The sequence below is a fragment of the Limnospira platensis NIES-39 genome, assembly GCF_026000695.1.
Classification (GTDB): domain Bacteria; phylum Cyanobacteriota; class Cyanobacteriia; order Cyanobacteriales; family Microcoleaceae; genus Limnospira; species Limnospira platensis.
In genome coordinates this window covers 3,402,639-3,429,280 of sequence record NZ_AP026945.1, presented here as the reverse complement: position 1 = coordinate 3,429,280, position 26,642 = coordinate 3,402,639, and the positions used below count along the sequence as shown (strand labels likewise).

15 protein-coding genes are annotated in these 26,642 nt (G+C 42.7%); 10 read left to right on the top strand and 5 right to left on the bottom strand.

What is annotated here, in order from left to right:
- Window positions 1-80: 80 nt before the first annotated feature.
- From prfB to N39L_RS16740, 4 genes are all read right to left on the bottom strand, one after another.
- A protein-coding gene (gene prfB, locus N39L_RS16755) for a peptide chain release factor 2 (RefSeq protein ID WP_126277584.1) occupies window positions 81-1,206 on the bottom strand; the annotation gives its coding sequence in 2 pieces (ribosomal slippage) (window positions 81-1,133 and window positions 1,135-1,206; 1,125 coding nt in all).
- Between the two features lie 380 nt (window positions 1,207-1,586).
- Window positions 1,587-2,297, bottom strand: a complete 711-nt coding sequence (locus N39L_RS16750) for a PEP-CTERM sorting domain-containing protein (protein WP_035737829.1) — start codon at window positions 2,295-2,297, stop codon at window positions 1,587-1,589.
- 451 nt (window positions 2,298-2,748) lie between these two features.
- Window positions 2,749-3,318 carry a PEP-CTERM sorting domain-containing protein gene (locus tag N39L_RS16745; RefSeq protein WP_014275784.1) on the bottom strand — a complete coding sequence of 190 codons (570 nt, stop codon included), beginning with the start codon at window positions 3,316-3,318 and terminating at the stop codon, window positions 2,749-2,751.
- A gap of 299 nt (window positions 3,319-3,617) precedes the next feature.
- The gene (locus N39L_RS16740; protein ID WP_006619311.1) at window positions 3,618-4,787 is read right to left on the bottom strand and encodes a class I SAM-dependent methyltransferase; all 1,170 of its coding nucleotides are present in this window, start codon (window positions 4,785-4,787) and stop codon (window positions 3,618-3,620) included.
- A gap of 330 nt (window positions 4,788-5,117) precedes the next feature.
- Here N39L_RS16740 and N39L_RS16735 point away from each other — a divergent pair, with 330 nt between their 5' ends.
- The 5 genes from N39L_RS16735 (at window position 5,118) to N39L_RS16715 (ending at window position 13,570) form a co-directional block, all read left to right on the top strand.
- Window positions 5,118-6,056, top strand: a complete 939-nt coding sequence (locus N39L_RS16735; RefSeq protein WP_006619312.1) for a class I SAM-dependent methyltransferase — start codon at window positions 5,118-5,120, stop codon at window positions 6,054-6,056.
- A 164-nt stretch (window positions 6,057-6,220) separates the two neighbouring features.
- Window positions 6,221-9,067 carry a response regulator gene (locus N39L_RS16730; RefSeq protein WP_006619313.1) on the top strand — a complete coding sequence of 949 codons (2,847 nt, stop codon included), beginning with the start codon at window positions 6,221-6,223 and terminating at the stop codon, window positions 9,065-9,067.
- Between the two features lie 8 nt (window positions 9,068-9,075).
- Entirely contained in the window at window positions 9,076-10,527 is a 1,452-nt protein-coding gene (locus N39L_RS16725; protein ID WP_014275780.1) for a diguanylate cyclase domain-containing protein, read from the top strand.
- Window positions 10,528-10,695: 168 nt separating this feature from the next.
- On the top strand, window positions 10,696-12,237 hold the full coding sequence (locus N39L_RS16720; protein ID WP_006619315.1) for a phosphomannomutase/phosphoglucomutase: 1,542 nt from the start codon (window positions 10,696-10,698) through the stop codon (window positions 12,235-12,237).
- Between the two features lie 145 nt (window positions 12,238-12,382).
- Window positions 12,383-13,570, top strand: coding sequence for a DUF8838 domain-containing protein (locus N39L_RS16715; protein WP_006619316.1), 1,188 nt, complete (start codon window positions 12,383-12,385; stop codon window positions 13,568-13,570).
- 22 nt (window positions 13,571-13,592) lie between these two features.
- Here the strand turns inward: N39L_RS16715 and N39L_RS16710 are convergent, their stop codons facing one another.
- The gene (locus tag N39L_RS16710; protein WP_014275779.1) at window positions 13,593-18,419 is read right to left on the bottom strand and encodes a PAS domain-containing protein; all 4,827 of its coding nucleotides are present in this window, start codon (window positions 18,417-18,419) and stop codon (window positions 13,593-13,595) included.
- A 200-nt stretch (window positions 18,420-18,619) separates the two neighbouring features.
- Between N39L_RS16710 and psb27 the strand changes: the two genes are divergently transcribed.
- The 5 genes from psb27 (at window position 18,620) to N39L_RS16685 (ending at window position 26,548) form a co-directional block, all read left to right on the top strand.
- Complete coding sequence (gene psb27 / locus N39L_RS16705) at window positions 18,620-19,018, top strand: photosystem II protein Psb27 (RefSeq protein ID WP_006619318.1); 399 nt, start codon at window positions 18,620-18,622, stop codon at window positions 19,016-19,018.
- 87 nt (window positions 19,019-19,105) lie between these two features.
- A complete protein-coding gene (locus tag N39L_RS16700) occupies window positions 19,106-20,665 on the top strand; it encodes a family 10 glycosylhydrolase (RefSeq protein ID WP_014275777.1) in 1,560 nt (519 codons plus the stop codon).
- 76 nt (window positions 20,666-20,741) lie between these two features.
- Window positions 20,742-21,587 carry a prohibitin family protein gene (locus N39L_RS16695; RefSeq protein WP_006619320.1) on the top strand — a complete coding sequence of 282 codons (846 nt, stop codon included), beginning with the start codon at window positions 20,742-20,744 and terminating at the stop codon, window positions 21,585-21,587.
- 88 nt (window positions 21,588-21,675) lie between these two features.
- Window positions 21,676-23,616: an ABC-F family ATP-binding cassette domain-containing protein gene (locus N39L_RS16690; RefSeq protein WP_006619321.1), complete on the top strand. Its 1,941-nt coding sequence runs from the start codon at window positions 21,676-21,678 to the stop codon at window positions 23,614-23,616.
- Window positions 23,617-23,686: 70 nt separating this feature from the next.
- Entirely contained in the window at window positions 23,687-26,548 is a 2,862-nt protein-coding gene (locus N39L_RS16685; RefSeq protein ID WP_014275776.1) for a hybrid sensor histidine kinase/response regulator, read from the top strand.
- Window positions 26,549-26,642 lie beyond the last annotated feature (94 nt).

Sequence of the window (26,642 nt, the reverse complement as noted above, 5' to 3'; positions counted from 1 at the left end):
TCCCCTAAAAGGCAGCGGGAGGCAGTCCATAATAATTAGTAATTAACTATTAATTAACCCCTCCCGTAACTCCTCATTTACTAAGCAGACTGATTATCAATTACCTGATTTTCTTGGCGTAGATAGGCTTGAATAAACCCATCCAATTCACCATTCATCACATCATTAATAGCCGTGGTTTCCTCACCCGTCCGCAAATCTTTAACCATCTGATAGGGATGAAATACATAGTTGCGGATTTGATTTCCCCAAGCCGCCTCTACCAGGTCGCCGCGAATTTCTGCGATCGCCTGCGCCCTTTGTTCCTGCGCCACTACCAATAACTTAGCTTTCAGTAAAGCCATAGCCTTTTCCCGGTTTTGTAGTTGGCTACGTTCCTGGGTACAACGAACCGCTATCCCCGTCGGAATATGAACTATGCGGACTGCTGTTTCCACCTTATTAACATTCTGACCACCCTTTCCCCCAGCGCGAGACGTGGTAATTTCCAGGTCCTTTTCCGGGATATCTAAATTTATAGCCCCTTCATCCAGAATCGGCATGATTTCCACTCCCGCGAAACTGGTCTGGCGTTTACCATTGGCGTTAAATGGGGAAATTCTGACCAGGCGATGGGTTCCCTTTTCCGCCTTTAAATAGCCATAGGCGTAGGGTCCCTCCATTTCCAAAGTAGCAGATTTAATCCCCGCCTCGTCTCCTTCCGAAAGTTCCGCCAGGTGGACCTTATAGCCTTGGGCTTCCCCCCAACGGGTGTACATTCTTAATAGCATTTCCGCCCAGTCTTGGGCATCTGTACCCCCCGCTCCAGCGTTAATCGTCAAAACCGCCCCACTGCGATCGTAGGGACCCGATAGGAGTTGTTGTAATTCCCAGCGATCGATATCCCGACCGAGATGGACTACATTAGACTCAGCCTCCTGTCGTAGGGACTCATCGTCCTCTAACTCTAGTAACTCTGCGATCGCCCCAGTATCTTCCAGCGTCTTTCGCCAGTCTTGCTGTTGTTGCAAAACCGATTTAAGGTCACTCAAAGTCTGGAGAGTCTTTTGCGCCTGGGTTTGATCATCCCAAAAGTTCGGTTGGGCCGCTAATTGTTCTAAGTCTTGAATTTTAGCTTCAATCGCTGGTACGTCAAAGATACTCCTGGGTTTTACCCAGGCGGTCTGCCAACAATTCGATTTCTCGTTTAATGTCTGCCACTTCCATTGCGATCGTTACACACTCAGCAAAGTATGTAGCGATTATAGCGCTATTTGCAGTCAACAGAAGTTACAGTCAAAAACCCGGTAATGATGTCCCACAGACTCACTACCGGGTTGGTACGCCAATATGAATATATACCTAGTGATTTTTAGTAGATGCCTATTTTTTGCTGTGGGGGTCCGTTTACAAAACCCCCTCGGAACCGAAAACCAATCTCAGAACCCGACCCTACACAGCCTTAATGTGACAAGTGATTTGGCGAATACAAATATAATTAACCCTGATATTTAATCTATCGCCTAGTTTTGGAAGCTGAGTAAAGATTCTATCGTAGTCAAGCCGGGTGGCTGGAACAATAGTATTGTTCCTACTAGACCTAATGTCTAGCTTTTGCGAGAGATGGCTTTTTGACCAATCATCACACCACCAAGGGCTACCAAACCTAACAGGGTTCCCGGTTCGGGAATTTCTGTTCTGCCGTTGCTGCTGGGGGTATCAAACACATACAGAGTCGCGTGAGACAAGCCAGGTCCTCCTGTTTCCCAGTTTAAATCATTTAATTGGTCGATCCCGTTAAACAGATAAGCCGCAAAACCGTTACCACCTTTAAGCACAAAGGCAAAGTTAGAATCTTTGAGGCTATCATCGAAAAAGGTCATGGTTCCGACACCTTCAGCAGCTTCGGGATCATCATCACGAGCGCTGGTGATGGTGAAAAAGGCGTTAGAACCACTGCTGTCATCAACTTTGTAGTCGTCTAGTCTAAAACCATCGATTACTGTTTTACCAAACATAGATTCAATGGCAGAAACATTGTCATTTCCAGAACTATCTTGGCAGACGTAAGTTAATCCCGCAAACAAATTTTCTTGGCAAGTCGTAACGTTGCCACCGCCACCACCGCCAGAGTTGCCACCGCCAGAGTTGCCACCGCCAGAGTTGCCACCGCCAGAGTTGCCACCGCCAGAGTTGCCACCGCCGCCAGAGTTGCCAGGGTTGGCAGGTTTTTGGGCCATGGCATCCGGTGCAAAGGTGGACACTAAGCCAGTGGCTAAAACTGCGGCAGTTACTATATTTAATAATTTAACTTTCATCTTGGCTCTCCAAAAATCTAGGTTGGACTAGGCTGGAAACATGGCGCTTGTTTCCCTATCTGTTCACCATTATACCCAACACTACCAGAGCCGTCCTCAGTGTTTGCACTGATTTACAGGATCTTTACATAATGCTCACATTTACTTTAAGTTTTTGTTAAGTAAAGTATCCGCCATCAAATCTTATCATTTATAGATGTAATATGGTCAATAATTGACGCTAATAGATATTAGCGGTTTATTTAAACTTCTTTAATTGCGGAAATTCTAGTTATACTAACTAACTATAGTCGAATTTTCTATGATTCCCGTGAACTTAACCCCCAGAGTCTGACTCTCCACAGAAAACAGAAGAAACCGGAACATGAGACAACCTGGCAATTAGCCTTAAAGACCATACCACCGGGTTATTATCCCTAGTTTTTGAAGCTCAGTAGATATCCTAGTTTATCTAGCTTTTGCGAGAGATGGCTTTTTGACCAACCATCATACCACCAAGAGCCACTAAACCTAACAGGGTTACAGGTTCAGGAACTTGTGTTCCGGGAGTAGTCGGGGTGTCGAACACATACAGAGTGGCGTGAGACAGACCAGGGCCACCAGTAGACCAGCTTAAATTACTTAGTTGGCTAATACCGTTGAACATATAAGCTGCATAGCCGTTACCACCTTTAATCACAAAGGCAAAGGTTTTATTAGCCAGTGCGGGATCTAGGAGGTCCAGGGTTCCGACACCTTCACCAGTGCTGGTGATTGTGAAAAACTCGGTAGAACCACTGCTGGCATTAACTTTGTAATCGCTAACTACTTCTTTTTCAAATAGGGCTGCAATGCGAGTAGCATTGTCATTTCCAGCGGGTCCACCAGATACTTGCCGACACTCTTCAAACAAACCACCAAAAATATGATCTTGACAAACAGCGGGGTTGCCAGGTTGAGCCATGGCATTGGGTGCTAGGGTGGACACTAAGCCAGTGGCTAACACTGTGGCTGTGGCGATATTTAAAAATCTAACTTTCATTTCCGTCCTCCAAAAATATAAATTTAACTAAGCACTAAACACGAGGGAATCGTGTTTTAATATAGTAATTATTATACAGGAGATGACCCATTATTTCTTCGGTGTTTCTACGGATTTACACTATCTTTACATAAGGTTTACAAGGGCTTTATGACTTTAGGAAAATTAGCTCCAGAGCATAAAATATTGTTAGCTATAGACCAAAAATGATTAAAAATTTACTGTTGTGGATTAGATCGGATTTTGGGAGGCGGGGCTAATTTTGAGTGAGTGAGAGTAGCTCGATAAGGCACGATTTTCTACCATTGAGGTGAAGTTAACCCCCTGAGTTTTACATCATGGGAGAAAGTACCCTGGATCAGAACACCAAAGTTACCTAATCCCATGGGGTCAATGAGGGAATGTAAAGCCTCCCGCCGCCGTAATACTTGGGAAATTTTTGGGCTTTCGGAAACGGTGGCTATACGATCGCCTAATCCCAAAGCCATCAAAAATAAAGCCTGTTGGGTAAAGCCGATGGTTTGGAGTCCGAGCGATCGCCCTTTTTGTTGTAAAGCGGTAAAATCCACATGGGCGGTTATATCCTGTTGACCTATGTAGATATAGGGGTCATTATGATGGCGATGTTGATAGTAACATTGTAGGGTTCCTTCCCGGCGGGTCGGACTATAAAGGCGATCGGCACTATAGCCATAATCAATAGTTAGCACAAATCCCCGCTGCAACTTCCTAGCGACAGTTTCCATCCACTCTAAAGCGGCTAGATTAACCTCAGTCCGGTAACCTTCGGGGTAAGCATCGGATAATAAATCAATACCGACTAGCCGAAAATAGTCAGCCAGTTGGGGGGTGGAAAGTTCCCCGACTACTTCTGCTAGTTGAAAATTAGGAGATTTCCCGGTAGTGGTTACATAAATTTCCTGTAATTGATTATCCTGGCGGGTGACTAAATGCACTGGGAAAGCGTCGATTAATTCGTTGGAGAAAAAACAGCCAGTAATGGAATGGTTGGCAATATCATCTAAATTACACCAGCGAATTTGGGTAAAGGGTTCGCCCAACTGCTGTAAGCGTTGCTGTTGTTCGGTTTTCAGTCGCCGGGATTTTTCGGCGATCGCATAATCTAAGACCCGGACAACTTGAGGATATTGTCGTTGCAGATAGCCGATAATATCAGCAGCTAAAATGCCTTGACCTGCTCCCATTTCCACTAGGGTAAATGGTTCGGGTTTTCCCAAAACTTCCCACATTTCTACTAACTGTTCAGCTAGTAACTCGCCAAAATCTGAACCGAGGTGAGGAGAAGTGAAAAAGTCCCCCTGTGCGCCAATTTGGGGAGAGTTATGGTTATAGTAGCCGCTTTGTGGGTCATACAGTACCATCTCCATATACTCGGCAAAAGTAATGGGATTTTGAGGATGGTTGCCAATTCGTTGGCTAATGCGATCGACAAGCGTTACAGATACCATATAGAACCCAAATTTTAGCCGATTGTGGGACGACCTATAATTATATCATATAAGTTTGGAAAATTGGGTAAACACAGCCCTAAACTTAATTAAAATTTAACAATTCCTAGGTGATTAATTGATGCTGTCAAGCATCTTGATTGAATCTTTACATAAATTTTACAAAACCCTGAGCCAATCTTTTTTTTTCTAAAACAAATAAATTATATTTAAATCAATAACATCGCTGCGCCTGCTGATTTATGTGGTAGTCGCTTAGTGGCGATCGCCATAATTCAGATATCAATCAGGTGTGGGGAAGTTTCAGTAAATATTACCCAGTCAAAAATCATGACAATTAAGCCTAAAACAATCCCCGGACTAGGGGATTTTCTTGATCCTAAATTTCCGATAGTATCCTATGACCAAGGCATCCCAAAATTTACCATTCCTAATTATACAGCATTTGTACAAGCTAATGCTGAATTTTTCAGCCATCCCGAATGGGCAAAAACCTATTTTGATGCTTGTCATCGTTACCCCAAATTTAAACAACGCTGGCAGGCAGTTAGTGGAACTTGGGATGATAAAATTGTGGTAGATATTGGTTGCGGTCCGGGGAATCTTTACGCCTCTCTTGGTGGCAAACCTAAACTGTTAATTGGTGTAGATGTCGCCCTCGGTTCCCTAAAAATGGCTAGAGAAATTGGCTATACTCCTGTGTTGGCTGATGCCCATCATCTCCCTTTTATCTCTGGTTTTGCTGATATTGTGGCTTTAAATGCTACGGTGCATCATTGCGATGATATGGTTAAAGTGTTGGTAGAAGCGGCACGTTTACTGCGTCCTGGGGGAACTTTAATTGTGGATCATGATCCGCAATTGTCAGCCTGGAATTACCGAGGTTTAGCTATGATTTTGTACAAAATCAGATTACCTTTATATCGGCTATTTTTCCGCAATCTGCATATCAAATACTCGGAAAGATTAGCAGCCTTAAAAACAGAAGCCCATCATCGACCAGGGGATGGAGTTACCTCGGCTTTATTCTATCAGAATCTGCGTCCGTTGGGATTTACGGTTAAACTTTATCCCCATAATAATACTGTCGGGGCTGAAGTTGTTGAGGGTCATTTTGGTCAACCTCCCCATTGGCGTTACGGTTTAGGTCAGCGACTGTCGGGGATTAATCGGAATACCCCGGAAGCGGCTTTGTCTTTGATGTGTGTAGCCAAAAAAGAACAAGAGCTTCCCCTGGAGACTATCCCAGCAGAATTGAGGATTGATTAAGTTGTTACCATGGTTTCTGGAATAGTGCGATCGCCCTAGGGGTCTTTTCCCCTAGGGTATTGGCGTTAATGGCAGAAGCCCAATCCCATGGACTTACCCCACCAGTATAATTAGACTTGATTATACTAACTGATGATAAAATTAGTTGAAATTTGGGGGGAACTATGAGTTCAGAGTTATCGGCTGCATCCCTAAGCCATATTTTAGTGGTGGATGCTATACCGGACAATATAGGTATTTTCTCCCAAATTTTAGCATCGCCGGCTTATAAAGTACAGGTGCTAAACTCTGGAAGTCTAGCGAGGGAGTGGCTGCGCTTCCCGGCTAATTTCCCTGATCTGATTTTACTTAATGGCGATATTCCTGATGTGGATGGCTATCAGCTTTGTGAACAGTTAAAAGCGGATGATGCTACCTGTAATATCCCGGTGATTTTTATTTTAGATGATTTGGCTAATCGGGTGCAAGTGTTTACGGCGGGAGGGGCGGATTATATTACCTACCCGCTGGAATCGGTGGAAATTATAGCTAAAATTCAACATCAACTCGAGTGGCGATCGCTACAAATACAGCTAGACCAGGTAACTGATAATCACCCTCAAACTACTTTGGGAAAATATCAGGTTGCTGCTGATTTGTCTGATTTTAGTGCCATAATTCAGGAGTTAATTGGGGTGAAGCCAGAGGAAATTATGGCTAATCCTAAGATGTTAATGGATATCATTGACATGAAACAAGTTGAACAACGTTTAGCACTGCGGGAAACTCAACTGCGGGCGATTTTTGAACAAGCGGCGGTGGGAATTAATCAAGCTGATATTAAATCGGGTTTATTTATTAGGGCTAATCAATGCTTTTGTGAATTATTGGGTTATAGCGAACATGAACTATATCAAAAAACTTTTGAACAGGTGACTCATCCTGAAGATTTAATACGATGTCTGCCCTTAATGCAGGAGTTACACCGAGGAGAAATTGAGTCAGTTTCTCTGGAAAAGCGCTACCTTCATAAAAATGGTATGGCTATTTGGACGAAGGGGAGTTTTTCGCTAATTTATAATTCTCAGGGTGAGGCTATTTCTCATCTGGCTATTGTGGTTGATATTAGCGATCGCCGTCGCGCCGAAGAAGCGCTGAAATTTAGTCAGGCTAGATTAGAAAGTATTGCTACTAATATTCCGGGGGCTATTTATAGCTATGTTGTAAGTTCGGATAATTTATTTGGGTTTGAATATATTAGCGAAGGCTGTCGAGAACTTTTTGAACTGGAAGCGGAACAGGTTTTAGCTGATTCTAAAATTTTACTTCAACAAATTCATCCAGATGATGTGCCGACTTATTATCAAAAGATTATGGATAGTCAAGCGGATCTGAGTTCTTTTTCCCATGAATGGCGACATATTCTGCCCTCGGGAAAAACTCGCTGGATTTTGGGTAATTGCCGACCGGAAAAACGCCCAAATGGAGATATTTTATGGCAGGGAGTGGTTTTAGATATTAGCGATCGCAAACAGGCGGAGGAGGAATTGGTAAGGGCGAAAGAAGTGGCGGAGGCGGCGAATCAAGCTAAGACTACTTTTTTAACTAATATGAGTCATGAGTTAAGGACTCCCTTAAATGCGATTTTGGGCTTTACGCAACTGCTGAATTATGGCGATAATCTCACGGAACATCAGCATAATAATCTGAATATTATTCAGCGCAGCGGTGAACATTTACTGAGTTTAATTAATGATATACTAGATTTGTCGAAAATTGAAGCGGGACGGGTGACGGTATCTGATGATGATTTTGATTTGTGGCGAATGCTTGATGAAATTAAGGATTTATTTAGCCTGAAAGCTAGTCAGAAAAATCTCTATTTAGATTGTGTTTATTCCCCAGATTTACCCCGATATATTCGTGGCGATCGCCTCAAGTTGCGACAAATTATGATTAATCTAATTGGTAATGCTATTAAGTTTACTGAACAGGGTAGAGTTGTGATAACTGCTGACCATAAATTTATATCCTCATCACCCCCAATTTGTTGTTTACAAATAGCTGTGACTGATAGTGGGGTGGGGATGACTCCAGAGGAAATAGCACAATTGTATGAGCCATTTTTTCAAGCTCAGGCGGGTATTGATTCCCAGGAAGGTACGGGATTAGGGTTAACTATTTGTCAAAAATATCTACAGCTAATGGGTGCGGAAATAGAAGTTATATCCGAGGTCGGTCATGGCACAACTTTTAAATTTAAATTAAAGGTGGTAGTCTCAGAGTATAACCCTAGGGCAAAGAATCTTAAACCCTCCCCAAAACCCCAGCAATTAGACTATAATCATAGTGAGAATAACCGGGAAGGTGAACAGAGGATTTTGATTGTTGAGGATAATTCTGATAATCAGCAGCTACTTTACCAAATTTTATCACCTCTGGGGTTTCAAATTCAACAGGCGACTGATGGAGAAGAAGCGATCGCCATCTGGCAAAACTTTCGCCCCCATCTAATTTGGATGGATCTGAGAATACCCCTAATTGATGGCTATGAGGTGACAAGGGAAATCCGCCGACAGGAAAAAAGCCTAGGCATATCTCCCAATAGTCAGGATAAAACTATTATTATTGCCTTAACTGCTAGTGCTTTTGTAGAGGAAAGGTCGGAGGCGATCGAGGCGGGTTGTGATGAGTTTGTTCATAAACCGATAGAAGTGCCTAAAATTATGACATATATCGCTAAATTCTTCGGCAATGACTATCAATCAACGGAAACTATGGAGGTGATTGATTCTATTTACCCTAATGTTGATAAAAATGTTGATAAAATAGCTAATCAACTGGCACAAATGCCTTTAGAATGGCGGACAGCTTTGGCTGATGCGGTCATGACTCTAAATGAACCGGAAATCAATAGCCTGATTGAAGAAATTTCTCCCCAGGCTTCGGAATTGGCGATCGCCCTAAGTCAATTTGCTATAAATTTTGATTATGAAAGCATTTGGGAAATGCTGGAAGTACAGAATGATTGAAATATCAAATGAACAATATTAATTGTGATTCTCATTCGATACCAGTCACTATTTTAGTGGTTGATGATGTTCCCGATAATCTGCGCCTACTGCAAAATATACTCCGAAAACAGGGCTATGATGTTCGACTGGCTACCAGTGGCAAATTGGCGCTACGAAGCCTAACTAGGTTTCGACCTGATCTGATTTTACTTGATATTATGATGCCAGAAATGGACGGTTATCAGGTGTGTGAGTATATCAAAAAGAACCCGGAAACTCAGGATATACCTGTGATTTTTTTGACGGCTTTAAATCAGGGAATTGATAAGCTCAAAGCCTTTCAGGTAGGCGGCGCAGATTATCTGACTAAACCGTTTCAGATTGAAGAAGCACTAGCCCGCATTCAAAATCAATTGACTCTTCGCTCTCTTCAGAAACAATTAGAAGCCAAAAATCAGGCTCTAATTGAGCAAAATCAACAACTGAAAGAATCCGAAAGAGAAACTCGCCTATTACTGAGCGCTACTTGGGCAATTGGGCGATCGACTACTCTTAAAGAGGCGATCGCTGCAGTTATTGATACTGTCTGCGATAACACTTTATGGGAGTATGGAGAAGCCTGGATGCCTAACCCTAAAAATAATACTTTAGAGTATGTGCCGATTTTGGGAGAAATCAAACCAGAATTTAGCCACTTTCAACAAGTCTCTAGTCAGCGTGTATTTACTATGGGACAAGGTTTGCCTGGTCAAATATGGCTCTCTAAACAACCGGAATGGCTCCCGGAAATATCGGTTTGTTCTCATCATGTTTATGACCGGGCAAATTTAGCCCTAGAAGCCGGTTTAAAATCAATGTTTGGCATACCGATTTTAGTATCTAATGAAGTCTTGGCGGTTTTAATATTTTATACCACGAAAACTACCCATTGTCAAATCCGCATCTTAGAACTAATGCAAGCTGTGGCTACTCAACTCAGTTTTCCTCTGCAACAGGCTGGTCTTTATCAACAACTTAAACAAGCTAATCATAAACTTGACCGTTTGGCGCGCCTAGATGGATTAACTCAGGTAGCAAACCGTCGCCATTTTAATGAATTTTTGTGGTTAGAGTGGCGGCGTATGCAGCGGGAAAAGTTGCCTCTATCCTTGATTTTGTGTGATGTTGATTACTTTAAAAAGTATAACGATACTTACGGACATTTGGCGGGTGATAATTGTTTGATTAGAGTCGCTCAAGCTATCCAAGAATCAGCTATGCGTCCGGGGGATTTGGTGGCTCGTTATGGAGGTGAAGAATTTGCCATTATTTTATCAAATACTAACTGCGAAGGTGCTATACAAGTGGCGATGCGGATTCAGGTGGCAATGCAAAAAACAAATATTCCTCATAGTGCTTCTCTGGTGAGCGATCGCATTACTGTTAGCCAGGGTATTGCCAGCCTAATTCCATCTATTAATACCTCCCCGAACTGTTAAAATCCGCAGAGTCTGCCCTATATCAAGCTCAAGAAAAAAGCCGCAATACTTATATGGTATGGAAAATGGAACGGGGCTAATTCTTAATTATTCATTAACTTTTTGATAACCACTTGCTAGTTATAGTATGATCATCTAGTATAGTCATCAATTCGGGATAAATTAACCATGGCTCAAGTTGCTAATTGGGACTGGAAAAAGCTACAAAATGGGTCGGATATTCGGGGAGTCGCCATAGCAGGTGTAGCCAATGAACCAGTTAACCTAACTCCTGAAATTGCCACTATCTTAGGTAAAGCCTTCGCGAGTTGGGTCAGCCAAAAACTGGGTAAAAATACCGCAGAATTAACTATGGCGGTAGGTAGAGATAGTCGTCTATCTGGACCTGTGCTAAGTCAAGCAGTTATGGAGGGAATTATATCCACTGGGGCTCAGGTTTATGATTTGGCGATCGCCTCAACTCCCGCCATGTTTATGAGTACCGTTACCCCCGGCTGGGAATGTGATGGCGCAATTATGTTAACCGCCAGCCACCTCCCCTTTAACCGTAATGGCTTAAAGTTTTTTACCCCCCAAGGCGGCCTAGGAAAGTCGGATATTTCCGAGATTTTGGAGTTAGCGAAACTCAACGATTTTGCCAACTCTCCCACCCCTGGTTCTATTATACAACATGATTTTATTTCTGTCTATGCCGAAGGATTAGTTAATAAAATTCGCCAAGGTGTCAATCATCCCACCAACTTTGAACAGCCTTTAACTGGATTAAAAATAATCGTTGATGCTGGCAATGGTGCGGGGGGATTTTATGCCGAAAAAGTCTTAAAACCCCTAGGCGCTGATACCACAGGCAGCCAATTTTTAGACCCTGATGGCACATTTCCTAATCATGTTCCTAACCCAGAAAATCAAGCCGCTATGGAGTCAATTTGTCAAGCCGTTATTGACAATAAAGCCGATTTTGGGATTATTTTTGATACCGATGTAGATCGGGGTGCAGCCGTTGATAATTTGGGGAAAGAACTTAACCGAAATCGCCTAATTGCTCTAATTTCAGCGATAGTTTTACGAGAAAATCCCGGTTCTGCGATCGTCACTGATTCCATTACTTCCGATGGCTTAACTCATTTTATCGAGCAGGAATTAAAAGGGGTTCATCATCGCTTTAAGCGCGGTTACAAAAATGTAATTAATGAAGCCATACGACTTAATGAAACCGGACAGGAATCTTGGCTGGCTATTGAAACTTCCGGTCATGGTGCTATGAAAGAGAACTACTTTTTAGATGATGGTGCATATTTAGTTAGCAAGCTATTAATTGAACTAGCTAAAACCCACCTACAAGGTAAATCTCTCACCGATTTAATTGCCAATTTACAGGAACCCGCCGAGAGTCAAGAAGTGCGGATAACCATTCAAAATGATGATTTTAAATCATTAGGTAATAACGTGATTGAAAAACTGAATCAGTTTGTCTCTCAACAAACCGACTGGGAAATTGTCCCCAAAAACTACGAGGGGGTTCGGGTTTCCTGTGGGTCGCCCGACGAGGATGGCTGGTTTTTATTGCGCCTATCCCTTCATGATCCGGTTTTACCGTTAAATATTGAATCAAATGTGGTCGGTGGCGTGGCGAAAATTGCTAACCGTTTATTAGGGTTTTTCCAAGGTATCGACTACCTAGATATCTCGACATTTTCGGGGATTAAATAACTCTGATTTCCTGCGTCAGACCTATAGTGGCTGGCGCATTCCCCCCAACCCATAAATTAACCGGATCTAGTATAATCAAGCTATGGCATTAATTACAGCCTATCTGTGTATAGATCCATATCATCAACCTAAGGATGCTTAAATCATGACTCCAGCTAAATCTGCAAATACTGCTGTTAATTATGATATAGAAAATGAAGTTTTAGAACGCTATAAAGCCGGGGCGAAAGATGTTCAGCCTTCCCTGTGTTGTCCGACATCATATAATGGTAATTATCTGGAGATTTTACCATCAGAAATTATTGAGAAAGACTATGGCTGTGGCGACCCCACCCAATATATTAATTCTGGGGAATTGGTGGTAGATTTGGGGTCTGGGGCTGGCAAAAATTGCTATATTATCGCCCAAAAAGTCGGCAAAGATGGGCGAGTAATTGGGGTTGATTTTAATGATGATATGCTGGCGCTTTCCCGTAAGTATCAAGATGAAATTGCCGATAAGTTGGGCTATAAAAATACTGAGTTTGTGAAGGGAAAAATCCAGGATTTGGGGCTAAATTTGGCTATGGTGCAAACCTGGTTAAATGATAATCCTATTACCTCCATAGAAGATGTATCCCGGTTTGAGGCTATGTGCGATCGCCTCCGCCAAGAACAGCCCTTAATCCCTGATGTAACTGTGGATGTAGTCGTGTCTAATTGCGTTCTGAACCTAGTTAAATCTCAGGATAAACTAAAACTATTTGCCGAGATTTACCGAGTCTTAAAAGTCGGAGGAAGGGCGGTTATTTCTGATATTGTTTGTGACGAACCCCCCACCCAAAAAATTATCAACGACCCCGAATTGTGGAGTGGTTGCATTGCTGGCGCTTTTCAAGAACACGAATTTTTACAAATGTTTGAAAATGCCGGATTTTATGGGGTCGAAATCTTAACCCGTCAGACTGAACCCTGGCAGGTAATTGATGGCATTGAATTTCGGTCTGTAACAGTTTGTGCCTACAAAGGCAAAGAAGGTCCTTGTTTAGAATGCCATCAAGCAGTCATTTATAAGGGACCTTGGAAACAAGTAGTTGATGATGATGGTCATACCCTTTATCGAGGTCAACCTATGGCAGTTTGTGATCAAACCTTTAACATCTATACTAGGAGTCCCTACAGTGACGATATTATCCCAATTCCCCCCTATCAAAATATTGATCTAAAGGATGCTAAAGAGTTTGATTGTCGGCAAAATGCCATCCGCGACCCTAAACTAACTAAAGGTGAGAATTACCACATCACCAACATTAATAATGACGGGTCTTGTTGTTCTCCCTCTAGTTGTTGCTAGGGTTCAATTCTCAGGTATTTAACTACAGAAAATCCCAAACCACTATGCGATCGCGTCCTTGGTCTTTTGCCAGATATAAAGCATCATCAGCCAGTCTGAGTAAATCATCTAAAGTTTGGGCGTGTTGTGGGAAACAAGCTACCCCAAAAGAAGCGGTAATTTTGCCGAGATCTCGGCTTTGGTGTTGCAGTTTTAAACCGCGAATTCCCTCACATAAAAACTGGGCGCGATCGCTCGCTATTTCTAGGGTAGTGTCTGGAAAAATTAACGTCATTTCTTCCCCCCCATAACGGCAAGCCGTATCAGAACTTCTGATATTTGTTTGGATGAAATGAGCAATTTCTTGCAAAACTAAGTCCCCAGCTTCATGACCAAAAGTATCATTAAAGCGTTTAAAATGGTCAATATCTATCATGATAATAGATAAGGGTTCATTCTTGCGGTTAGCCTTGGCTAAGGCTTGATTGAGGGTTTCTTGCAGATAGCGACGGTTAAAGAGTCCAGTCAAAGGATCTCGGATACTTTCTAGGCGTAATTGTTCCTGAAGTTTTAAGTTGAATAAAGCCAAAGATAACTGCTCAGTCACAGTGCGCCCTAGTTGTTCGGAAGACTCCATATTAACGAAAGACGATTCAGTAATCATGTATAATAATCCCCAAATTTTGGTTTTGGCAATTAGGGGAATACATAAAGAATATTTAGGTAGCAGTTCAGAATTTATATGATTACAAAATAAACCCGGTTGCTGGTCACTGGCGACATGAATTTTTCCCCTTCGTAACGCCCAACAGTCTTTGAAAGGAAATTTTATCTCCTGATGTGGGAGTTCACCAAATGTAGAAACCACTTCTAAATCCGATTCCGGGCTATTAGGATCTATTACCAATACCGCCCCAGAAAAATCGGGAAAAAGCTGTTTGAGAAATTCCGCAATCGCTTCATATCCCTCCTCAACTGCATCGCAGGCTTGCAGAAATTCAATCATTTTGCTGACAATTTCCATTTCCCGATTTTTTTGCTTGAGATGCTGATAAGTAGTGTGTAATATTTCTTCGGTTTGTTTGCGATCGGTGAAATCTGTAGCAGTCCCTAAAATTTCTTGAACCCGTCCATCTGAATGGCGACTAAAAACGAGATCCCGACTCAGTAACCACCGCCATTCTCCATTGGCTTTTTGAACGCGATATTCTACGGTATATATTTGACCATCTTGTGCTTTGGACATATCTTGAAAGTGTTTTTCGATGATGGGTAAATCTTCAGGATGGATAATTTCATAGAGTAAAGTGCCTCCGGTTTCTTGGATTTTTTCGTAGGTGTATCCTAGGATATCTTGAATATTGCGGTTGATATAAACATTGCGCTTTTTGATGAGGTCGCATATGTACAAAATATTGGGTATATAATCAGTAACTTTCTGAATAAATGTTTTACTGTTTTGGAGTTGTTCAAGCATGAGTTTTCGGGAGGTAATATCTTCAGCAATTCCGGCAAAACGATAGATTTTACCTGATTTATCAGTAACTGGAAAAACCCGCGCTGCTACCCATCTAATTGTACTATCAGGGCGAATAATTCTGTATTCCTCATCAAAAACCAACTTATCCTGAAACTGGCGCTGATATGCTTCTATCACCCGCTGTATATCTTCTGGATGTACAGAATTAATCCAATGTTGAGGGTTTTCGTAGAGACTGGCGCAACTTTGCCCCCAAATTTTCTCGTAGGCAGGATTAATATACAGAATTGTTTGACCATCAAAAGATGTCATAAAAAACACTTCTCGCACTGTTTCAGCAATTTGACGGAATTTTTCCTCGCTTTCTTGGAGGGCAATTTCTGCCTCTTTTTTATCACTAATATCAATCATAATTCCCTGTAGGAATGTGGGGTTCCCTTGGTCATCGAGAACGACTTTGCCGTTATCACGCACCCAGACCACATTTCCTGATCGCGAAAACATCCGATATTCAACACTAAAGTCTTGATTTTCTTGGATACCTTGACGGATTTCTACCAACACGCGATCGCGATCTTCTGGATGCACTAACTCCAGCCAATCCTTACTATTTTTTAACCACTCACTGGCTGAAATACCCAGCCAACGCTGAATTTGAGGACTAATATAAAGTATGCTAAATTTTTCATCTAAATTAGCCGTATAGGTGGCGGCTGGCATTTGTTCAATCAGACGGCGATATTTAGCCTCGGAAGCACTTAACGCCATCTCCGCTTGTCTTTTTTCGGTGATATCAATTACTGAGCCAAATAAGCGTAACGGTTGCTTTTCGGCATCAAATTCTACTCCTCCCATGCCTTGAATATAACGCATTTCTCCACTGGGACGAAATAGACGATATTCTGTATAAAAAGGTTCTCCCGAAGTCAACGATCGCTCCGTATCTTCCGCGTGGCGATCGCGATCATCCGGGTGCATTTTGTCTCGTAATTCTCCTAAAGTCGGTTCCCCTTGGGTCGGCTCCATGCCATAAATCAGGAACACCTCTTCTGACCAGGTAATTTTACCCGAACTTACATTATATTCCCAAGTGCCAATACCCGCTATTTTTTGAGAGTTGAGCAAATCTTGAGTGATTTTATATAATTGATATTCGGTGTGCTTGGCTTGGGTAATATCCTCAGCAATGTAGCAAAACCTCAACTTGTCTAAGCCCGAATTGAGGATAGGCGAAATCGTAACCGATAAGTGATGTTTCCCATCATTTAGGGTGTGAATATACTCAAATTTAATCGGTTTCCCAAGCTGTTGACTTTCCCGATAATGTTGAGACCAAAACTCAATAATTGAGGCGGGTACACCCATTTCACTACACCGGGCATTTTTCAGACATTCAGGACTTACACCCCAAAATTCAGCCGTTGCATTATTACTAAAAATGTGGATAATATCCTCATCTAGGAGTTCTACTACACCCATCATCATGCTGGTGCTATTATAGAAACTAGACAAGATCGCCTCTCGTTCCGCTGCTGCTATTTCTGCTTGTTTGCGTTCGCTAATATCAAAACCATAGCCCACCACTTCTCTGGGTTTTCCCGCCGCATCTAATACTAACCTTAGATGTTCTTGCATCCAGCGATCGCTACCATCCCCATGAAGAAAACGATATTCATAAAAAGATGTGCCCTTGATAAAAACATCACGAACTTTAGCCCAGGCAAAATCTCGGTCTTCGGGATGGATTCTCTCTTCCCAACACTCGACACTTTCTTGAAATTCTTCTGGGGTATATCCTAGGACATTTTTAACATTGCTACTAATGAATGTTATCCTCATAGTTTTCGGGTCACAACTATAGATAATTGCCAAACTTGAATTAAGTAAATCATTCAATCTTTGTTGAGCAAATATTAGCTGTTGTTGAATCTGATTTACTTGATTTATTTCGAGTTCTAGTTGATGATTACTTGCGGCAATTTCAGCGGTTTTTGACTCGACTTTGATTTCCAGGGATGATGCTAATTGGCGATAGGCTTCCTTCTGGGATTCTAACTCTATTTCTGCCCGTTTACGTTCGGTGATATCTTCTCCCGTACCGATTATATATTCCACTTGCCCATCATCATCACATAAAATTGTATTAGACCAGGCAATTAAACGGCGATCGCCTGTTTTCGTCACCCAGTAATTTTCATGATAACTGGGAAAATTCCCCGCTTTTAAATCCTCAAACACCTTTTTGACCGCGTTCACTTCTTCAGGAACTAATAAAATCTCCCAAAAGGGTCTATCTTGAACTTCTTGCCAAGAATATCCCGTAATTTTCACACAGGCTTGATTAAATTTGACGATGTAACCTTGGGTATTTAAAACCACAATTAAAGCCGGAACCGTATCTAAGATAGCCTCGGTAAAATCTCGCTGTTTTTGCAGTTGTTGGTGAGTCTGATGGTGGTCATTCTGCATCTGTTTGAGCCGTTCACCTTGTAATTTATTAACCTGCTGTTGTAGGGCTTCAATGGTATTATAAAGTTCCAGGGGATTAAGAGTTTGCAGTAAACTGGTTTGAGTCAAAATACCCACTAATTGCTGTTGTTGATCACACACCACTAACCGACGGACTCCCCGTTGCTGCATTTGTTCATGGGCTACCCATAAATTTTCTGTGGGGTGCAAACACCATAGGGGGCTACTCATAATGTCAGCCGCCATCACCTGATCAAAATTAAGATCCAGGGCTGAACACTTGACAATATCTCTTTCTGTGACTATTCCTACAGGATGGCACAGGAAACTATCCCCGATTTTGGGTTCAGCAATGACCACACAACTAACCCGATATTCCGCCATCAATTGAGCCAGATGTAAAATAGAAGCGTTAGGGGTAGCATGGAGCACGTCTCGCGTCATGGCTTCGGCGACTTGACGTAATTTGAACAAATCCCCTGGTTGCAAACACTCGCGCAGGGTTTGTGTCGAAATTAATCCCACCAGTTCACCCGTTTTCGACAAAACCGGAAGATGGCGAATCTGATGTTGACGCATCAGGGTAATAGCAGTAAAAATGTCTTGATGGGGTTCTATTGATAGGGTGACTAGATCGCGGGTCATCACCGCCGCTAAGGTTAAATGGTCAAAGCTGCGATATTGGGTAGCCAGGCGGACGAGATCCCTTTCCGTAATTACACCCACCAGTTTTCCCTTTTTTACCGCCAAGACGCAACTTTTCCGGTGTGGCTGAGTTTCCCTGTCAGAGTCACTTTTTGACTGTGGGCTGATCATGGAGATGACCCCCATTAAGGGAGTTTCAGGAGAAGCCGTCAGTGGGTGTCGATCAATTGCCTTATATAACGGCAAATTGGAGAACAGTAGATCTTGGCTAATCATTAGCTTAGTTAGGAAATGGTGAATAGGGATTGATTCTGTGGCACTGGCATCAAATACATTATCCTATGGGCGAATAGCCGGAAACAAAACTAAGAAAGCCGAGGGTGTGATAGCTATTCTAGGTAACACAACCAGACTATGTGAGTGGCTGTTGGCAATTAGAGGTAGGATTGTAGTTAGGTTATTTTGACAGTCTTTTTATGAAATACTTTGTTTCTCGTCTGGTTGCCCTACTGATGGTCGTTACCGTTGCCCTGGTGGGCTGTGGTAACTCACCCGATGGCCTCACAGGAAATTATAGCCAGGATACCTTAGCAGTTGTGAATAGTTTGAGAACTGCGATCGCCTTACCCGAAGATGCCCCAGAAAAGCCCGCCGCCCAAGCGGAAGCCCGGACTCTGATCAATAGTTTCGCTTCCCGCTACCGTCGAGACCCAGCAGTTTCTAGTTCAAGTTCCTTTACTACTATGCGGACGGCCTTAAATGCCCTAGCAGGTCATTACAGTTCCTACCCTAACCGTCCCGTTCCTGATAAACTCAAACAAAGACTAGAACAGGAGTTTAAACAAGTAGAGGCGGCTGTCAAACGCGGCGCTTAACTCCAGCCCACCTGATTTGTGAGTTAACCTAAGCAACTCAATCTGATCTGTAATGATTAAGAGTTGCTTTTATTTGGTATATGTGCTATGGCTAAATCACCGATCGCCTTAAATTGCTTTCACCGTCTGCTGAGTCTCTATAAACCCATGTTAGTGGCTCTATTATTAAGCCTGTTGGCTACTAGCCCAGGGCGATCGCAAACCATAGCCTATTGTCGCCTCTCCCCAGAGGCGATCGCCGAAAAAGAAACCCTGCGCCAAACTGCCTTATCTGGGGATAGCAACGCCCAACAGCAATATAACCAGATCCTGATTCAACACGCCCAAGCTGTATATCGCTGTCGTCAGCAAAGCCGCCCCCAAAATCAAGCCATTTGGTTAAGACTATATAGCTGTGATGCCCAACCCGGAGCCCTCGAAAAACTGTTAGATGACATCATCAACAAAGGCTATAACCAAGTTTACCTAGAAGTATTTTATGACGCTCAGGTGTTACTTCCCGCCGCCAATAACCCCACCCCTTGGCCTTCAGTCATGCGATCGCCCGGTTTAGAACAAGTAGACCTCATGGCGCAAACAATCCAAAAAGGCAGACAACGGGGGCTACAGGTTTACGCCTGGATGTTTATGCTCAACTTTGGTTATACCTACACCCTACTACCTAATCGCGCCGGAGTCCTTGCCGTCAATGGTAGTGGCGAAACCACCGTTACCGCTAATTTAGACGGCACCGCCAGCAACGATTTTGGGGAAAGCTACATCAATCAGGGTTTCGTTGATCCCTATCATCCCACCGCACGACAAGATTTTAATACCCTCCTGAATGCCGTCCTCCGCCGTCGCCCCAGTGGTGTTCTGTTTGACTATGTTCGCTATCCCAGAGGTTTGGGACCTCAATCAGTAGCCAGCCGAGTTAAGGATTTATGGATTTATGGGGATGCTTCCCAGTCCGCCTTGCTGCAACGGGCCAACAACGACCGGGGACGGGAACTGCTACAACGCTATGTTAGCCAGGGTTTTTTGACAGAAAATGATGTTAATCAGATCAATCAAAAGTATCCTGAGCAAGCACAGCCACAGGAAGCACAGCCACAGGAAGCACAGCCACAGGAAAAACTACCCCTGTGGCATGATGAAACGGCCCTACCGGCTCTCAGTGGCATTCCCAGCCTGGGAAATACCTTTAATCAACAATTGTGGCGGTTGAGTGTCGCTCACGCCCAACAGGGGATTCTGGACTTTTTAAATATATTTAGCCAGCCAGTACAATCGCGCGGCATTCCGGCGGGGGCGGTGTTTTTCCCGGAGGCTAACCGCCGCGTTGGGGAGCAGGGTTTTGATTCCAGGTTGCAACCTTGGGATCGGTTCTCTAGTGCGATCGAATGGCATCCCATGGCCTATGGAGTTTGTGGCACCACAAGCTGTATAGTTGAACAAGTGGCAACTGTTGCTAACCGAGCCCAACCGGGAACTAAAATTATCCCAGCGATCGCCGGAGACTGGGGCAAATCCATTAAAAACCGCCCCCCCCTAGAACATCAGATGCGCGACATTATCAATGCTATTCCCCAAATCCAGTCTATCAGCCATTATTCCTACGATTGGCAAGAACCACAACTTACACGCGATCGTCAATCATGTCGGTAATCAGCAAAACCTTTAAACTAGAAGATGATACTTTCCCCTCTTCTATACTGTCGTTCATAACTAAGGAGTTATAACTTTGAAAAGCGCACAACCCCAACAGGGTTTACCAGCCATTGTTCTGGGAATTATCGTCGCACTGGCTATTCTGATTGGGCTTAATGCTTTTGTAATTATTAATCCTGGTCAAGCCGCCGTGTTAAGTATTCTGGGAAAAGCCCAGGATGGCGCACTACTAGAGGGGTTACACTTTAAGCCGCCCCTAATTTCTGCAGTCGATGTTTATGATGTCACCGTCCAGAAGTTTGAAGTTCCTGCCCAAAGTTCCACCAAGGACCTACAACAACTTTCCGCCAGTTTTGCCATTAACTTCCGCCTCGACCCGGTAAATGTCGTGCAGATCCGCCGGGAACAAGGTACTCTCCAAAATGTGGTATCTAAAATTGTTGCCCCTCAAACCCAGGAATCTTTTAAAATTGCTGCTGCTAAACGTACCATTGAGGAAGCAATTACCCAGCGGGAGCAACTGAAAGCAGATTTTGACGAGGCTCTGGTGTCACGATTAGATAAATATGGCATTATCGTTTTAGATACCAGTGTTGTCGATCTGACTTTCTCCCCCGAATTTGCTCGCGCCGTTGAAGAAAAACAAATCGCTGAACAACGGGCGCGCCGGGCTGTCTATGTCGCCAAAGAAGCTGAACAACAAGCCCAAGCCGACATTAACCGCGCTAAGGGTCGGGCGGAAGCTCAACGCTTATTAGCCGAAACTCTCAAGGCTCAAGGTGGTGAGTTGGTACTGCAAAAAGAGGCGATCGAGGCTTGGCGACAAGGGGGCTCTCAAATGCCTAAAGTCCTGATTTTGGGTGATTCTAAAAGTAAGGTTCCCTTCTTATTCAATGTCGGCGATCTAACCAAATCCTAATCATTGTCACCCAGTTGTTATTTCCTAGTAGGGGCATCCGCCCCTATTTAAACTATTAAGATTTGCCAGTAAAGCCGTTAACTACAATATGAATATATTAACTCTACAATCAGTTCAAAAAGACTTCGGGACTAAAGAAATTCTTAGGGATGCTAACCTGAATTTAGGGGTTATGGATAAGGTGGGTTTAATTGGCACTAATGGTTCCGGAAAATCCACCCTCTTAAAAATGATTGTAGGTAGCGAACATATTGATGGCGGTCAACTCTGGGTTAACCCGAAAATTAAACTTATATATTTGCCTCAACAACCCGAACTTGATGAAAATAACACCGTTTTAGAACAGGTTTTTGCCGATAGTGGTGATAAACTCCATCTGATTCAGGAGTATGAGGAACTTTCCTTAAAAATTGCTAAATTTCCCGATGATGAAAGCCTCATGACTCGCTTTTCCCAAATTATGCAGCGCATGGATGCTAGTAATGCTTGGGAGTTGGAAACTCAGGCTAAAATTATTTTAACTAAATTGGGAATCGAAGATTTTGATGCCACAATTGGCAGCCTTTCGGGAGGATATCGCAAACGTATTGCTTTGGCGGCGGCGCTGTTACGAGAACCCGATGTTTTATTAATGGATGAACCCACTAACCATCTCGATGCTATGTCTGTGGAATGGTTACAGGATTATCTGAATAGTTATCGGGGTGCTTTATTTTTAATTACTCACGATCGCTATTTTTTAGATAAAGTCACCAACCGCATTATTGAAATCGATCGCGGTGATTTATATACCTACTCCGGCAACTATTCCTATTACCTGGAAAAAAAAGCCGGAATGGAAGATGTAGCCGTTAGCCAACAACATAAACATAAAGGGGTTTTGCGCCGAGAATTAGAATGGTTAAAGCGGGGGCCAAAAGCTAGAAGCACTAAGCAAAAAGCCCGGATTCAACGCATTGAAGAAATGCAGGATGTTGAGTTTAAATCTACCCTCGGTAAAGTCGAAATTTCTACCCCTGGTCGCCGCATTGGTAAGAAAGTAATTGAGTTAAAGAATATTGCAAAATCCTATGATGACAAAACTTTGATTAAGGATTTTACCTATACATTTAACCCCCAAGACCGCGTGGGAATTATTGGCAGTAATGGAGTCGGAAAATCTACCCTTTTAGATTTGATTACGGGTCGGGTTCAACCGGACTCGGGAAGTGTCGAAATTGGCAGCACTATTCATATAGGCTATTTTGACCAACATTGTGACAACCTGTTGGAGGCGATGAATGAAAATCAGCGAGTTATTGATTATTTAAAAGAAGTGGCAGAATATGTGACTACCGCTGACGGAACCCAAATTACGGCTTCCCAAATGTTGGAGAGGTTTCTATTTCCTCCCGCCCAACAATATGCTCCCTTAAATAAGCTATCTGGCGGCGAAAAACGGCGTTTGTTTCTATTGCGGGTATTAATGGAAGCACCTAATGTTCTGATTTTAGATGAACCGACTAATGATTTAGATGTGCAGACTCTTTCGGTATTAGAAGAGTATTTAGAGGAGTTTAATGGATGCGCGATTGTCGTATCTCACGATCGCTATTTTTTAGATCGCACCGTCGATATGATTTTCGCCTTTGAGTCTCAGGGAGTCCTCCGTCAATATCCCGGTAATTATTCGGTTTATTTGGACTATAAACAAGCCGAAGAAGCCGAAAAAGCCGCTAAAGCACAATCACAGCAAATCCAGATTGAGGCTACCCCCAGCCAACCAGAACCGGAAAAATCCCCCCGCTATTCCTGGGGAAAAGACGGACGGCGCAAACTTTCATCTAAGGAAAAGCGAGAGTATGAAAACCTGGAAAAAGAAATCGCTAAGTTAGAGGAGAAAAAACAGCAGTTAGAGGCGGAACTTTACCAAGCATCATCAACTTCTGTAAGTCGGGTTCAGGAGTTGCACCAGCAAGTTGAGTCTTTGGCGATCGAAATTGATCAGGCGACAGAAAGATGGATGGAGTTGGCAGAAATTGCCAGTTGAGCTTAGAATAGGGGGGGTCTAGGCTTAAAAAATCACCATTTCACTGTAGCATCTTGAGCAAAAAATTATCATGGCTAAGTTAGACCCGCTTCCCGAAATTCTTGATGCCCTAGCCAGGTCAATGGAAAAGCAATTCCAGGGGGGATTATGTTCGATTTTACTATGCGACCACGGGAAACTACACCACGGCGCAGCCCCTAATTTACCCAAGGCTTACTCCGAGGCTTTAGATGGGATGCTCATTGGTCCGGAAGCCGGTTCCTGTGGAAAAGCTGCTTTTTGTCGGGATATTGTCATCGTTGCTGACATTGCTACTGACCCCCTATGGCAAAACTTCAGACATTTAGCCCTAGAATATCAATTGCGGGCTTGTTGGTCGGCTCCGGCGATCGGTAGTGACCAAGAGATTTTAGGAACTTTTGCGGTTTATTTCAAGACCTGTCGCACTCCCCAAAATCAAGACTTAGAAATTCTCAGCCTCAGCGCCCATATTGCCTCTATTGCTATTGAGCGCGATCGCACTACCCAAGCCTTAGCCGACTTAAATCAACAGTTAGAAGTGCGTGTAGAAGAACGTACCGCCGCCCTCCGAGAAAGTGAAGCTAAGTTAGAAGCAATGCTCAATTTTGCTCCGGCGGTAATTTATGTCAAAGACCTACAAGGACGACATATCTTTGTTAACAGAGCATTTCTGAAATTATTTAACTGTACTCTAGCAGATATCATTGGCAAAGTTAACCATGATTTTTACCTCCCCGAAGTGGCTGATGTTTTTGAAAAACATGACCGCATAGTAATTGAATCTTGTCACTTCCATCAGTTTGAGGAAGATGTGAAAATCCATGATAAAAATTATACTTTCCTCTCCCATAAGTTTATCCTGTTTGACCAAAATCAACAACCCTATGCCCTCTGTGGTATTTCCAATGATATTACCCAGCGCCAGGCTTTCTACAATGCCCTCCAACGCAGCCAAGAACAACTCAAGGCAACTTTACAAGCGATTCCTGACCTAGTATTTAGACTGAACAGCCAAGGGGAATATTTGGCTATTTATCCATCCGAATATGTCGGCAATTTAGTAGATACCAAACTAGCCATTGGTTACTCTATTATGGAACTATTACCCCCCCCTATTGCTGCCAAATATAGTCAGGTTACGCAAACCGCCCTAGCCACTAAAACCCTACAAACCTATGAACAAGATGTAGTGATTGATGGAGTTTTGCGCCATGAAGAAGTGCGGGTGGCTCCCTGTGGTGACAATGAGGTAGTTTTTGTAATTAGGGATATTACCGAACAGGAAACAGCACTTAGGGAACGCCAAAAAGCCGCCGACACTATCAAGAAAAGTGAAGACCGATTTGGGCGCATTGCTAATAATATGCCGGGGGTTTTATATCAATATGTTTTGCATCCTGATGGCTCCCATAATTTTATGTATATGAGTGAACGCTGTCAAGAAATTTTTGGCTTAGATGCTGATACAATTACCCGAGATGCTAATCAGTTATTCCAACTTTTTGAAGCGGAAGATTTTATATCTCTAAAAGCATCAATTTTGCTATCTGCTACCACTTTAAACACTTGGTCTTGGGAAGGTAAATTAGTCACTCCATCTGGTGAAAATAAATGGATACAGGGCATTTCTCAACCGGAACGACAAGTTAATGGCGATATTGTTTGGGATGGGGTAGTTGTAGACATCAGTGAACGTAAATTGATGGAAATTGAATTGCAAAAAACTGTAGCCGAGTTAGACCGAGCTACCCGCCTTAAAGATGAGTTTCTGGCGAATATGAGCCATGAACTGCGTACCCCTCTTAATGGGATTTTGGGGATGTCGGAAGCATTAAAAGAAGGAATATTAGGGGCTTTGAACTCTAATCAACATCATGCGATCGCCATGATTGAAAAAAGTGGGAAACACTTACTAGAATTAATTAGCGATATTCTCGATATATCTAAGATAGAAGCGGGGAAACTAGAACTATATTTAACTGAAGTCCGAGTTCAGGAACTCTGTACTTCTAGTTTAACTTTGGTCAATCACTTGGCGTTTACCAAACAAATTAATATAGAGATTAATATTCCCCAAGCATTAGAAAAAACTTTGATAAAAGTAGATAATCGGCGGCTGCGTCAAGTGCTAATTAACTTGCTCAGTAATGCGTTAAAATTTACGCATAAATCTGGTAAAATTAACTTAAATGTGGGCATCAAAACATCTCCTAATGCGGCTATTTCAACTCCTCAATCTATCTATTTTTCAGTGATAGATAACGGAATTGGGATTGCTCCCGATGATTTAAATAAACTGTTTTTACCTTTCACCCAAATTGATAGTAGTCTCAATCGTCAATATAGTGGTACGGGACTCGGATTAGCTTTAGTTAAACAAATCATAGAATTACATGGCGGTTGTGTTGAGGTGAGCAGTCAACTGGGGAAAGGTAGCTGTTTTACAGTTTATTTACCCTATCATAAAACCTCAAATTATCTCACCAATTTACCGGATAAATCTAACTGGCAATTACCGAGTTATTTTACTGTTAATAATCCCAAATCTCCGTTAATTATGTTAGCGCTAAATAACCAACCATTACTGATTACACTGTCTAGTTATCTGGAAGCTAAAGGCTATAGTTTATTGATATCCCAAAATGGACAGGAGGCGATCGCTTTAATCGAATCCCAATCTCCCCAATTAGTTTTAATTGATATTCAAATACCTGTGCTTGATGGTTTAGCAGCCATTACATATATTCGCCAAAATCTCAAGTTAACTAACTTACCAATTATTGCATTAACCGCCTTAGACACCACTGGCGAACCTGAAAAATGCCGAGAAGCTGGAGCTAATGAATATCTAACTAAACCCATTAAATTAAAACAGTTATCCAACCTGATTCAAAACCTTTTGAATTGCTAACAATTACTGTCGATACCTGTCCCGATAACTAGAGCCAGTTAAGTTCACCATCTCCCCTTTTCAATCATAGCAATAAATCCAGCCAAGATGTTAA